This window comes from Pseudoalteromonas sp. OF7H-1 (assembly GCF_022347825.1).
GTDB lineage: Bacteria > Pseudomonadota > Gammaproteobacteria > Enterobacterales > Alteromonadaceae > Pseudoalteromonas > Pseudoalteromonas maricaloris.
This window is the reverse complement of the sequence record NZ_JAKRFX010000004.1, coordinates 252094-265472: the sequence shown is the minus strand read 5'-3', so window position 1 is coordinate 265472 and position 13379 is coordinate 252094. Positions and strand designations below refer to the sequence as shown.

Below are 13379 nucleotides of genomic sequence, written 5' to 3'. Positions count from 1 at the left end.
CGTCATGCTTGATACGTTGTTGTTGTCGCGAATACAATTCGCAGCAAATATTAGTTTTCATATTCTCTTTCCCACGATAACCATCGCGTTAGCTTGGTTTCTGGCGTTTTTTAAACTCAAGTATGACCTAACTGAACACCCGGTTTGGTTAAGAGCTTATCGCTTTTGGGTCAAAATTTTTGCATTGACCTTTGCTCTCGGTGTCGTAAGCGGCATTACCATGTCGTTCCAGTTTGGTACAAACTGGCCCGGCTTTATGGAGAAAGTCGGCAATATTGCAGGTCCCTTGCTCGGTTATGAAGTATTGACCGCATTTTTTATGGAAGCAACATTTTTAGGGATCATGTTGTTTGGCATGAAGCGCGTACCACCTAAAGTACATACTTTAGCCACTTTTATCGTCGCCATAGGTACAACGCTTTCCGCATTTTGGATCCTGTCTTTGAATAGTTGGATGCAAACCCCGACAGGCTTTGAACTTAGGGACGGTATCGTATATCCCACGGACTGGTTTGAAGTTATTTTCAATCCTTCATTCGGTTATCGCTTCTTCCATATGTTATTAGCTAGTGCGCTGACGGCTTCATTTTTGATAGCTGGTGTCAGTGCGTATCGGATGCTGAAAAACGATGAAAAACATGCCCCCAAGAAAGCACTAACCGTTGCATTAACAGTTGCGGCGCTGCTTACTCCATTGCAGGCTTTCGTCGGCGATTTGCATGGCCTAAATACGCTAAAACATCAACCACAAAAAATTGCAGCAATGGAAGGGGTTTGGGAAACAGAGAAAGGGGCACCACTATTATTATTCGCAATTCCGAATGAGGAAGAAAGACGCAACGACTTTGCGCTCGGTATTCCTAACATGGCAAGTTTTATTCTTACCCACGACGTTAACGGTGAAATTAAAGGGCTTAATGAATTTAAAGGTGAACACCCACCTGTTAAGCCCGTCTTTTTCGGTTTTAGAATCATGGTTGGGATGGGCATGCTGATGATCTTAGTTGCGTTTGTCACTCGTTTTACATTATGGAAAAAGGGCGAGTTACCTAAGTGGCAACTGAAAACGCTTGTTGCGATGACTTTCTCAGGCTGGGTGGCTACCCTCGCAGGCTGGTATGTCACAGAAATTGGCCGCCAACCTTATATCGTCAGTGGTATCTTAAGAGTTGAAGATGCAGTCACAACAATTGCCTCAGAAAACGTCTTATTTACACTCATTGGCTATCTGACGATATATGCAATCTTACTGTACGCTTATATTCGCACTTTGTTCCACACTGCTAGCAAGTCTGTAGAAGTGGAAGAGTACGACATGAAGGAATTTGCTGAGGAGGTGACTCGTGTTTAATCCGGAATATCTATCTCTCATCTATGCCGGTTTGATGGCACTCGCTGTGCTTGTTTATGCAATATTAGATGGTTACGACCTTGGCGTTGGCATGATGATCCCGCTGGACGATAAAGAAACCGCAGACACTATGATAGCCTCTATCGGTCCATTTTGGGATGCTAATGAAACGTGGTTAGTTTTAGCTGTAGGCCTTGCATTTATCGCATTTCCTCAAGCCCATAGTATGATCTTGCAGGCGCTCTACATTCCTGTTGTGTTTTTACTCTTTGGCTTAATTATGCGTGGTGTTGCTTTTGATTTCAGAGCAAAAGCGAGAGTTAAACGCCAAAGGCGGTGGGACAAAGTATTTAAATTTGGGTCGCTACTCACCTCGTTCGCGCAAGGGTATATGCTGGGGCTTTATGTCATAGGCTTTGAAAATACCCCTCTTGCCCATGCATTTGCGGTCTTTAGTGGAATTGGCGTTGTCTGCGCGTATGGCTTGATTGGTTCAGCATGGCTAATTATGAAGTGTGAAGGGCAATTGCAGCAAGATGCGATTAGCTGGTGCAAAAAATTTGCGAGAGTAGCCTTTGTTGGGGTGTTGCTCGTTTCTATCATCAACCCAGCGATTAATGAGTGGATCTATGAGCGTTGGTTTGACCTCCCGATGGCCTTAGTCGTATTACCAGCCCCGATTATTTGCTTGTCGCTCTTTGTAATTTTAGAACTTGTGTTACAGAAACTACCAAAGTCACCAGATAATGGAGCTTGGTTACCGTTCCTGATTTCAGCATTTATCTTTGTGCTTTGCTTCTTCGGCTTAGTTTATAGCTTTTACCCATTTGTAGTGCCTGGCAAGCTAACCATCTTCGAAGCGGTCGCTGACGCGTCAGCTCTTACTTTCTTATTATATGGCGTAGTCATTGTGGTGCCGACCTTAATTGCATATACGTTATTTTCGTACCGAGTCTTTTGGGGCAAGGTTCAACCTTTGTCCTACTATTGACACTTGCATACATTAGCCCAACCAAAAGGCAGCGAGTTGGACGCTGCCTTTTTTATTGCATTAAGAATAATACTCGCCTCAGCTATATGTCTTCCTGTTTACCAAGCTATATCCCCCAATAAAAAGGCATAAAAAAGCCCGTTGCTAGAACGGGCTAAATCAAATTTTCTAGGCTAAATTTTTGGATAGCCTATACGGTCAGATAAATACCCAACACTTGAGGCAAAATAATAAGATCTATTCCAGTTCATCAAGGCCTTGTAATTATCATAAGCTAGATACATGCGGCCATTAGCGTCATCTGGCATCACTAATGCTGCTGTGATATTCACTTGTGGCAAGTCAGTGCCGTCCATTCTGCGAAGACCAAGCGCTTGCCACTCCTGCAATGAACGCTCTGATTTACTCCACTCCTTTAACCATTCGCTGTGCGTTTTAGTACCACGCTTTAAAATGTAGCTATTGTCAAAACCTTCAGGTAGCTTAACTTGGCGACCCCAAGTAAGATCATCGTTCCAGCCCACACTTTTCAGGTAATTGGCTATTGACGCAAAAGCATCCTCTTGCGTCGTCCAAATGTCCTTGCGACCATCTTTATTATAATCAACAGCATAAGACGTAAATGAAGTTGGCATAAACTGAGTTTGACCCATTGCTCCTGCCCACGATCCTTTGAAATCATCCAGACCGATGTGACCATCTCTTAAAATATCCAGCGCAGCCCACAACTGTCTTTTATACAAAGCTTCTCGACGACCATCAAAAGCAAGCGTCACTAACGCACTAATGACTGGATAGCCGCCTTGAATACGACCAAAGTTGCTTTCAAGGCCCCACAGGGCAACAATAAACCGTGCCTGTACGCCATATTCTTTTGCTATTTTTTCTAAAGATTCTTGGTGTTCTTTGTAGAGTTTGCGGGCCTGTTGGATTTTCCATTCAGGGACGCGCTTGGGTAAATAAGTTTCTAGTGTTTCGACAATTTCTGGCTGGGATTTATCAGCCTTAATCACCTTTTCCTTAAATACTGCTGTTGCAAAAGCCTCGTCAACTAATTGTTGTGTATAGCCCTTGTCAATCGCTTCTTGTTTTAAGTTTTTGAGGTATTCATCAAACTTCGCTTGAGTGTTAGCAAAGACTGATGTGGACAAGCAAACTGAGGCTACTAGTAGGGAAATTTTTTTTATCACGAATCTGTTACTCCGTTTTGCTTTCTAAATTCATCAAGCAAGCTTTCTGTATGCGGTGGAAGTTGCAAGTAAAACCCATCGTCAGTTAATTTTTGCTTAACCGTTTCAAGATCAGCAATTCCCAATTTTGTTCTTCTCGCAAGGTCAATAATCATGACATAGATAGGAGTGCCGAAAGTTTCCATTAACGGTGCAGGGACATTGGAAAAATCATCTCTTTTAGTTACAAAAAGATAGGTATCCGCTTTTTTTGGACTTTTGTATATGGCAGTGAGCATTATAAGCCTATAAATTCTTGCTAATCATGGGCGGTCACTATACCATGCTATTAGTAAGTTGTGGAAAGTTTTACTACGCGCTAAAGTCAGCTAGATAAGGCTTTAGCGGCGGTTGTAACAGAAATTTGAGTACATATGGCAAATCAAACATTCGAACTAAAAGGAAATCTATTTACACTCTCTGTGCTGCAGTTGTTTTCTTTAGATCTGACCAAGTTAAGGCAAGATCTTGATAGCAAAATTTCGCAAGCGCCTAAATTTTTTCAAGGTGCACCAATTGTGGTTAATTTAGCTGATGTTCAGGAGCAAACTGTAGAATTCAAAGAGTTAAAGCAAACACTGGTCGATTTACAGCTCAATCCAGTGGGTGTGTGTAGCGGTACTCAAAGTCAGCACGACTTAGCCAAAGAAGCCGGGTTTTCTGTACTAAACTATTCAAGGGATGTGCAACCGAGTACCCCATCACAATCTCAAGCAGCAGAAGTAGTAGAAAAACAAGTTTATCTTCCTGCTCAAATTGTGAACGGAACGGTACGTAGTGGTCAGCAAATTTATGCTAAAGACCGTGATCTGATCGTGCTAGGTGCTGTAAGTCATGGTGCAGAAGTTATCGCCGATGGTAACGTGCACATTTACGGTACTTTACGTGGTCGTGCAATCGCAGGTGCGCAAGGCCAAGAAGACACGAGTATATTCTGTCAGCGCTTAGAAGCTGAGCTGGTGTCTATAAACGGGAGTTATTGGATCAGTGATTCGCTGCAAGGTGAACACTGGGGTCAAGCTGCTCAAATAACACAACAAGACGAATCATTAAAAATTACAGCTTTGGTCAAAGGATAAATCAGATGGCAAAAATTATTGTCGTAACTTCAGGTAAAGGCGGTGTTGGTAAGACAACGTCAAGTGCAGCAATTGGTACTGGCTTAGCGCTAAAGGGTTATAAAACAGCCATTGTCGATTTTGATATTGGTCTTAGAAACCTCGACTTAATCATGGGATGCGAGCGTCGCGTTGTTTATGATTTTGTCAACGTTATCAACGGTGAAGCAAATCTAAATCAAGCATTGATTAAAGATAAGCGCGTTGAAAAACTTTATATTCTTCCAGCTTCTCAGACTCGTGATAAAGACGCCCTCACTCGAGAAGGGGTTGAGCGTGTGCTAAATGAAATGAAAGAAGAATTTGATTTCATCATTTGCGACTCACCAGCGGGTATTGAAGCAGGCGCAATGATGGCATTGTACTTCGCTGATGAAGCCGTGGTAGCAACTAACCCTGAAGTTTCATCCGTTCGTGACTCAGACCGTATTTTAGGTATTCTACAAAGCAAGTCGAAGCGCGCTGAAATGGGCCTAGAGCCGGTTAAGGAACACCTATTGCTTACACGTTATAACCCAGAGCGTGTAGATAGCGGTGAAATGTTGTCGGTAGACGATGTTAAAGAAATTCTAGCGATCGACTTACTAGGTGTAATACCTGAATCAAAAGCAGTACTTAATGCGTCTAACTCAGGGCAACCGGTTATCTTAGACCAAGAGTCTGATGCAGGCCAAGCATATAGCGATGCAATTAACCGCTTATTAGGTGAAGTCGTTGATTTCCGTTTCTTACAAGTTGAGAAGAAAGGTATCTTCAAACGGATCTTTGGAGGGTAAGGTGTCATTACTAGATTATTTTCGTTCTGAGAAAAAAAATAGCGCATCATTAGCGAAAGAGCGACTGCAAATCATCGTTGCGCACGAACGCTCAAAGCGTGGTACACCTGACTACTTACCACAACTTAAGCAAGACATCCTCGATGTTATTCGCAAATACGTAAAAGTAGATTCGGATGCCGTCAACGTCCAGTTTGAACAAAACGAGGATGATTTAGCAGTATTAGAATTGAACGTTACTCTACCTGATGATGAAAAGTAACAGTTTGAGTAAATGTAATAAGGGCTATTTCTATAGCCCTTATTTATTTCGTTTTGCCCATTCTAATTAATCTGTCAAGGGGCTTTACATTGCCCTACTCTTTGCTTAATTATCCGAACTTCAGGTCACTTATTCTTATTTAAGGACAAAGTACCTTTGACCCTTTTTGCAGGCTTAGTATTGTGTTTTGGGCTTGACTTGCGTTTGTTGTGACTGTGATTTTGTTCACCATTTCGCGTTTTTGGCTTAGGCTTAACGCTATTTTGCTTGTCGAGTTCATCTGTTCGATCTTTGCTGTTATGCGCTCGCCTATCTTGCTTTGGACGACCAACCTCACTAACTTCACTTCTAGGCTTATCATGCTGTTTTCCCGCACCAGCACCCGCTGATGCCTCTTGTGTTTTACTCGATGATTCTGTTGCGTGATTGATCGCTCGCATTTCGTTTTCGTTAAGGTGACGCCACTTACCAGAGCTAAGACCAGTTAGATCGATATTCATTATCCGAATACGTTTAAGGTGTGTTACTTCAAATCCTAGATATTCACACATTCTGCGAATTTGACGATTTAAGCCTTGCGTCAATACAATGGTAAATGACTTAGCCCCGGTTTTACGAACTTTACAAGGCTTTGTGACAGTGCCAAGGATTGGAACACCTGAGGACATACGTTTTACAAATCGCTCATCAATAGGCCTATCGACCACAACCTCATACTCTTTTTCATGGTTATTGCCGGCGCGAAGGATTTTATTGACCATATCGCCTTGGTTGGTCAAGAAAATTAATCCTTCGGATGGACGGTCTAAGCGACCAATAGGGAAAATACGCTCAGGATAGTTAATTGCACTGACAATATTACTTCTGATTTTACGCTCGGTGGTACAAGTTACACCAACAGGTTTATTATAAGCAATAAATACAGCCTTTGGCTTTGCTTTCAGAGGCTTACCATCAATGATGATAGTGTCAGCATCAGACACTTTAGTGCCCATTTCTGGTAGAATTCCATTTACTTTGACACGGCCTGAGGCGATTAAGTCATCAGCTTCTCGACGACTGCAGAATCCAGTTTCACTGATGTATTTATTGAGGCGCTTTTGCTCTGTCACGATACAACCACTTTGAGTAAAAACCCGTATTGTAATCGCTTCAACCGCTTTACACTACTGCATTTCTACTTTTGCAAACTTTTTCTTAATAGCTCAGGAGAAAAATGATACTGCTCTTTAGGTTTTCCTCTAAGGCTCATTGCCTTGTAATCAATAGATTGCCAGTTTTTCGCTGACTTTATCCAGTAATAGTCCGCTAGATTTTCCTTGGTGATTACGCTTAAGTCAAACGCAAGTTCAGTGTTATCCCTCCAAAAGGGGTGTCCATAATAATGATCGTACACCGAAATCAACGCCCAAGCCCCCATCATAAAGTGCCCGCCAACGGATGCTTGCATCTCATGATGTTCAATAAGCTCAAAAGTATCCGACAACCAATCAAATCCGCCAAACACTATTTGTGAGGTGCTTGATGCAGCTGCGGTGATAGCTCCCATCGCCATCAAATCTGACGCACACCAAATAAGGTTTGTTTTTGGATAGCGGTGCAACAATTTCTTAGTCTTATCAAGCGCTTGCTCTTTTGACCACCCAGCGTAGACAGTTTGCTGAACCACCACGCCAACTTCATCAAAAAAGCGCTTTGCACCGTTGCTTCTAATATCTGACTCTGTGCCATAGTGACCATTGATAGCAATAGGATAAATTGTCTCATGACCGTTAGTTTTAGCTTGTTGGTATAGTTTCTTTGCCAGATCGTAACCAGCTTGGTCATTATCATGATGCACTTCCCCAAGCCAATACTTATAGTGTTCTTTTGGATTGCCTATCGCGAGCCTTTCAGGGCCAGAAATCGTTTCTTCTAAAGTAATATGATTGATCCCATATTTTTCTAAAAGCTTTAGGCTTTCTTCGGCACCACCAGGATAATTAATGAGGATTACATAATCGGGAGTAGCACGATAACTCAAATATTTTTTAAGCTCAGCGAGCTGTATAATTCGGTTTCCTTCTCCATAGATCACATCTAATCTTATATCGAATTGATCCGCTGCCGCTTCTGTAATGCCTTGGACGCGCTGCCAAAATGGTTCACCAGGCACAGAAGGATTAACAAACAGTACATTTAAAGACTGTTTAGCATTAACACTAAAACACACCATCCATAGCACTAACCCAATAAGTACTTTTTTAATCATAGCGGGCTCTTCGTAGCACTAGTACCTTCAATAACTTCTCAAATGGACCTTGCTTAAACAGCTTACAATATACCACCGCAAGGGCTAATTGAATTATAGACGCAATTACAAATGCCGCGAAATAATCCACCCGCTCCCAAATGCTGATAGCGCTCGGGTTTATAAAGTAAAAATAGCTTACAAACACCATTGACTGGAGAAGATAAAGCGAAAGCGCGAGACGCCCAACACATTGGAGACTCCAAAGTTGATGTTTTGTACCTCGCATTGCAGCCTTGATTACGACGACATAAAACAACGCAACGGGTACTGCAAGGATCCAATCTATTCCTTCAAAAAACTCCACGCCTAGCTTACGTTCAAGAACAAAGCCGACAAATGACAAAATAATGGCTATCACGGCAAACAAGTTAATTTTATGAACAGGTTCAGTACGCTCTAAATCAAACATTCCACTTCGATATAAACGCATACCGAGTAGCATTAACCCCGCGGTATACCACAAAGTAATAACCGGGATAAGTAAACTGATAATGATAAAGTAAAGACCATTAAGGGTGAGCAGTTCTAGGTAGTTTTCTGGAATTTGCTGCAAAAACTCGAGGTAGACTTCAGAAGTTCTATTTATTTGTGGTTCTGGATCAATTAACAGCAATAAGCTGATAGCAATAGAAGGGACTAAAATGAATCCTATTACATAGCGGTTTAACTTTTGGTCGCTCGCATCAATAAATTTAAGTGCAACCAATCCACTCAACGCATAATTGAATAAAATATCTCCAGGCCAAATCAACACGCCGTGTAATACACCAAAGATCATTAACCATGTTAGTCGATGCATTGCAATGCTCTGATCATCCGTCTTTGCTACCTGAATACATAATGCCGCTCCAAATAACATTGCAAATAAGGTTCTGAATCGACCATCAAAGAAAATACTATTAACCATTGCTAAGAACGGATCAAGATAGTGGGCTGTTTGGGCTGGTACATAGCCCAACTCAAAATTGGCCATATGTACCATATTCATGGAAAGCAAGCCAAGCAGCGCGAATCCGCGGATCGCATCCATCGCAATAATTCTATTCATCAATATACACGGTTTTTATACATATCAGCCCAGTTTATCGCAGCAGCATGAAAATCGGGAAGATTTTCGTCTTTGTAGTTTAGATAACTGCACGCATCCTGCAGTGTCCACCAGCTTCCAGACTCATAGGCTCTAACGATATTTAAAATATAATATAGCGTGTTGGGTTTGCCTATCAAAGCATCATGGAGTTGCTCAGGAAAAGGGAGTTTGTTTACAACCTGCTCCATTGGCCTGTCTAGAATGGCATCAAGCAGAGAAAATAAACCCGTCATAAAACTCATATTGGCAAGTCCTGGCGAAATTTGCTGTGCGATAAGCTCACAAAATCGCGAACGAACGATAGAAAGGCGTGTTAATTCTGTCGGTTTTCCCTCGGCTACGTGGGCTGTCATAATTAAGTTTACAAACTTTTTTACACGCTCGTTTCCTAAATATACCAAGGCTTGCTTTAAAGATTCGATACGACTTTTGATTGGAAATACGCCGGAATTAATTAGCCTTAGCAGTTTGTACGCAAGCGCAGTGTCCTGAGCAAACAATTCGGCTAATCGCGTAATACTCATATTCGGTTTAAGTGCTTCTTCATAAATGAGCATGACAATCACATAATTAATAGTAATGTCTTTTTGCTCAATCATCTTTGGTTTTGCAAAGAAGTAGCCTTGAAAGAACTGAAATCCCATCTTTTTAGCTTGCTCGAATTCTTCTTCGGTTTCGACTTTTTCCGCAAGTAGTTTGATGTTCTTTCGCTCTTTGATCATGTCAATCACTGGCACTATGGTGTCCAGCGGATGTTCCATGACGTCGAACTTAATCAACCTTACGAGCTTTAAGAAAGGTTCCCATTCTTTTGAGTACTCAAAATCGTCCAACGCGAGTCTAAAGTTGCTGTGAAATAAGCCTCTTATCCGCTCATAATTTTGTTTTGTTGGCGGAATAGTCTCCAATAGTTCCAAAATCACATCATTTGCTGGGAGAAACTCACACAGCTCCTGACGTAACGAGTCTGGACCAATATTAATTAGCGCTTTCTTTCCCGAAGTGAGATATCGCATGCCGAGGTTAAGTTGATTATTCATTATCAGCTTGGCTGTCGCTGCATCATCTGCAATATTTGGAAAGCTATTTTTTACACCATCGCGAAACAACAATTCGTATGCAACAACTTGTTTTTTACGATTAAATATGGCTTGGCGGGCCACAAAAACCTTCAAACAAAAACTCCTTCGTACCTAAAGTGAACAATCGCACTTTTGGTTTAGCAATTTTTAGATTTTAACCCTTTATGATGATAAAGAAAATCAACCTAAGCTATTAAGAATCAAAATAATAGCTTAAAAGATAATGCAAAATGATAAAAAAGAAAGGCCAAAGCTATCTTTTGATACCTTTGACCTAGTTTTTTGTTTAGCAACTGAGCCAATTGCTAAATACTTAACACAGATGCGAAAATTTTTTTATCTACATTTTCGCTATCTATATAATTGTTCGCAGTATTTTTGTGCAACATCAGACCAGTCAAAGCGCTGCATACGAGCTTGCAGCCTGAGTTGTTGATATTTTTCGCTATCGTTCATCAGATCAGCAAGCGCTAATTCAAAAATCGCAATAAACTGACTACCTTGCTCAGCGAGTGTTTCTCCTTCAAAGCAATAGCCTGTTTCATTGTGTTTTACCGTATCATATAGTCCACCCACTTTATGTACGATACAAGGTTGTCCAGCGCGCATCGCAAGCATTTGGCTGATACCACAAGGCTCAAAGGAGCTTGGCATTAAAAACAAATCACCTAACGGGTACAGCTGTTCGCCGAGTGCTTTACCATAACCATTTAAAAACAAGACATTGTTATGGCGTGCCATTACTTCGGTAAATAGCTGCTCAAGACTGGGGTCACCAGAGCCAACAATCACAATACGTGCTCCTTGGTGCTTGGCTATTTTTGCAATGTCATCGAGCACAATGCCTGATTGGGTAGGCTGTCTTAAAATAAGTGCTTTTTGATCGGTGAGACGACCGACACTTGTAATTAGCTTGCCACTAAAGGCTTCACCGCGCCAAGCGAGTATGCGTTGATGAGCAATGTAAAACCGAGATAATACTTGGCTTGATTTTGCCATCCATTGAAACACATGCTGCTCAGCAAGCGCCAAATAGTCAGCAAAAGTTAGATTCTCTTCGTCACCTGACTCATCATACACACAACCGTTTAAAATACCAGCTAACCGTCCTTCATGAGACGCATGCTGCATGTCGCTTTCTAACCCTTCGCCACCAAAAAAACCAAGCTCAGGATGGCTTGGGATCATCACTTCTTTGGCGTAATTAGGAGAAACAACATGCACTTTGTCTGAAAGATTAATAGCCGCTCGCATTGGGTTAAAGCAGTGAGGGTATTTAGGATCGCAAATACTGAGCCCATCATAGGTGAGTGTCGGAAACCAAGACTCAAGGCTGGAAAAGTCATGATTAAAAGGCCGGATCCCTTGAAGTGCAAGGTTATGCACAGTATAGACTGTCCTCAGCGTCTTTAAGCGTTTGAATCTTGGACTAAACTGACGAAGTACCGCAACGACAGCAGCATGCCAGTCATGTAGGTGTACAACATCTACCTCTGCTATCAACTCATGTTCAATAAGTTCAGCAACTGCCGCACTAAAAAACGCAAATCGATTTGCATCCGTGGCAAAGGGCTGGTGAGGATCATTACAGTAAATAGCGCCGTGATGCTCACTAAACAATGAGTGTGAAATGACATACTGAGTGACATTGTCACTTTCTTCAACAGACCAAAGAGTCGCCGTTTCTAGGTGTTGACGAAAAGGGACGGCAATATCAGCGACTAAGTTTCGATTTAAAGCAGCTTGGCCATAGTCAGGTGTCACCACCGATACTTTAATGCCAAGCTGCGCCAATGCATAAGGCACGTCACGTATTACATCTGCGACGCCCCCTACCTTACAATTTGGCAACCGATCATTTTCGGCTGCCACTAAAATTACATGCATAGTACCTCTACATGGATCATTTATTATTTTTTTCCGCAAGCTCTGCGAGCATATCTCGGGTCACCAATACGATCCCCTTATTCGACACTCTAAAGCCATTCTCTTTGTCTAAGTCAGTATCGTAACCAATTGTCATCCCCTCTGGTATTTGACAACTACGGTCAATGATTGCGTTTTTGATTTTGCAGTTACGCCCGATTTTAGCACCAGGCAACACAACGGCTCCTTCAATTTCACAATACGAGTGAACATGCACATTGGAAAACAGCAATGAACGCTTAACCTTAGAACCAGAAATAATACAGCCACCAGAAACCGTTGAGTCTACGGCCATACCGCGTCTATCATCATCATCAAATATAAATTTAGCTGGTGGTAACTGTTCCTGATAAGTCCAAATTGGCCAATGAGGATCATAGAGATCAAGTTGTGGTTCAGGAGAAACCAATTCCATATTTGCTTCCCAGAATGAATCAAGCGTCCCTACATCTCGCCAATATGGCTGCCCTTCATGTGATGGGTCGCAAAATGGATACGCATACACATTATGCTCTTCTATGATTGATGGGATAATATCATGACCAAAGTCACGACCCGACCCTTCTCGTTCGGCATCCTTTTTCAATTGCTCGAATAAAAACTCAGTGTTAAACACATAGTTCCCCATAGACGCCAAACATACACCTGGCTTTCCAGGGATTGACGTCGGATCTACCGGTTTTTCATCAAAGCGACGCACACGGTTGCTTTCATCTACCGTCATGACACCAAACGTTTTTGCTGCTTCTTCACAGGGCACTTCAATACAACATACGGTCATATCTGCACCTGTCTCAACGTGCTTTGCAAGCAAGCCACCGTAATCCATTCTGTAGACATGATCACCCGATAAGATCATAACGTACTTGGGAAGCTCATGACGAATAATATCCATATTCTGGAAAACTGCGTCTGCTGTGCCGCAGTACCATTCATCACCATATCGCTGTGATGCTGGCAATATCTCTACAGATTCTCCCAGCTCCTTTTTAAAGTGTCCCCATGCGCGATTAACATGGCGAATAAGCGAGTGCGACTTATACTGCGTGGCAATGCCAACCCGACGGATCCCTGAGTTAATGCAGTTAGACAGTGGAAAATCGATAATTCGATGTTTGCCGCCAAAATAAACAGCGGGTTTCGCTCGCCAATTGGTGAGCTCGTGAAGGCGCGAACCTCTTCCACCCGCAAGTATTAAAGCATATGTTTCTCGAGTGAGGGTACTAATATAACGATTCGCATAATTAGGCATTATTTCTTC

Annotated in this window: 13 protein-coding genes; 5 read left to right on the top strand and 8 right to left on the bottom strand. The window is 42.1% G+C overall.

Annotated features, from left to right (window positions below):
- Positions 1-4 precede the first annotated feature (4 nt).
- Both MHN30_RS07210 and MHN30_RS07205 read left to right on the top strand, forming a co-directional pair.
- Positions 5-1351: a cytochrome ubiquinol oxidase subunit I gene (locus MHN30_RS07210; RefSeq protein WP_130165491.1), complete on the top strand. Its 1347-nt coding sequence runs from the start codon at positions 5-7 to the stop codon at positions 1349-1351.
- A complete protein-coding gene (locus MHN30_RS07205; RefSeq protein ID WP_010372949.1) occupies positions 1344-2342 on the top strand; it encodes a cytochrome d ubiquinol oxidase subunit II in 999 nt (332 codons plus the stop codon). Before MHN30_RS07210 ends, MHN30_RS07205 begins: the two co-directional genes overlap by 8 nt.
- A 173-nt stretch (positions 2343-2515) precedes the next feature.
- On the opposite strand, the gene MHN30_RS07200 is transcribed toward MHN30_RS07205, so the two are convergent.
- Complete coding sequence (locus MHN30_RS07200) at positions 2516-3532, bottom strand: lytic murein transglycosylase (RefSeq protein WP_069019253.1); 1017 nt, start codon at positions 3530-3532, stop codon at positions 2516-2518.
- Positions 3529-3810 carry a YcgL domain-containing protein gene (locus tag MHN30_RS07195; RefSeq protein WP_010372955.1) on the bottom strand — a complete coding sequence of 94 codons (282 nt, stop codon included), beginning with the start codon at positions 3808-3810 and terminating at the stop codon, positions 3529-3531. The genes MHN30_RS07200 and MHN30_RS07195 overlap by 4 nt, the downstream gene beginning before the upstream one ends.
- A 135-nt stretch (positions 3811-3945) precedes the next feature.
- On the opposite strand from MHN30_RS07195, the gene minC reads away from it, so the two are divergent.
- The 3 genes from minC to minE are packed head-to-tail and all read left to right on the top strand — an operon-like array spanning position 3946 to position 5727.
- Complete coding sequence (minC, locus tag MHN30_RS07190; protein WP_010372958.1) at positions 3946-4650, top strand: septum site-determining protein MinC; 705 nt, start codon at positions 3946-3948, stop codon at positions 4648-4650.
- A 5-nt stretch (positions 4651-4655) separates the two neighbouring features.
- A complete protein-coding gene (gene minD / locus MHN30_RS07185) occupies positions 4656-5465 on the top strand; it encodes a septum site-determining protein MinD (protein ID WP_010372960.1) in 810 nt (269 codons plus the stop codon).
- 1 nt (position 5466) lies between these two features.
- Positions 5467-5727, top strand: a complete 261-nt coding sequence (gene minE, locus MHN30_RS07180; protein WP_010372964.1) for a cell division topological specificity factor MinE — start codon at positions 5467-5469, stop codon at positions 5725-5727.
- Positions 5728-5852: 125 nt separating this feature from the next.
- Here the strand turns inward: minE and rluF are convergent, their stop codons facing one another.
- From rluF to glgC, 6 genes are all read right to left on the bottom strand, one after another.
- Positions 5853-6839: a 23S rRNA pseudouridine(2604) synthase RluF gene (gene rluF, locus MHN30_RS07175; RefSeq protein WP_130165490.1), complete on the bottom strand. Its 987-nt coding sequence runs from the start codon at positions 6837-6839 to the stop codon at positions 5853-5855.
- Positions 6840-6904: 65 nt separating this feature from the next.
- Positions 6905-7978 carry an ABC transporter substrate-binding protein gene (locus MHN30_RS07170; RefSeq protein WP_239359070.1) on the bottom strand — a complete coding sequence of 358 codons (1074 nt, stop codon included), beginning with the start codon at positions 7976-7978 and terminating at the stop codon, positions 6905-6907.
- Positions 7971-9068: a DUF418 domain-containing protein gene (locus MHN30_RS07165; protein WP_239359069.1), complete on the bottom strand. Its 1098-nt coding sequence runs from the start codon at positions 9066-9068 to the stop codon at positions 7971-7973. Before MHN30_RS07165 ends, MHN30_RS07170 begins: the two co-directional genes overlap by 8 nt.
- Positions 9068-10285, bottom strand: a complete 1218-nt coding sequence (locus MHN30_RS07160) for an HDOD domain-containing protein (protein WP_010372977.1) — start codon at positions 10283-10285, stop codon at positions 9068-9070. Before MHN30_RS07160 ends, MHN30_RS07165 begins: the two co-directional genes overlap by 1 nt.
- 258 nt (positions 10286-10543) lie before the next feature.
- Positions 10544-12079, bottom strand: a complete 1536-nt coding sequence (locus MHN30_RS07155) for a glycogen/starch synthase (protein ID WP_039495157.1) — start codon at positions 12077-12079, stop codon at positions 10544-10546.
- A 16-nt stretch (positions 12080-12095) separates the two neighbouring features.
- Positions 12096-13370, bottom strand: coding sequence for a glucose-1-phosphate adenylyltransferase (glgC, locus tag MHN30_RS07150; RefSeq protein WP_010372983.1), 1275 nt, complete (start codon positions 13368-13370; stop codon positions 12096-12098).
- Between the last annotated feature and the right edge of the window lie 9 nt (positions 13371-13379).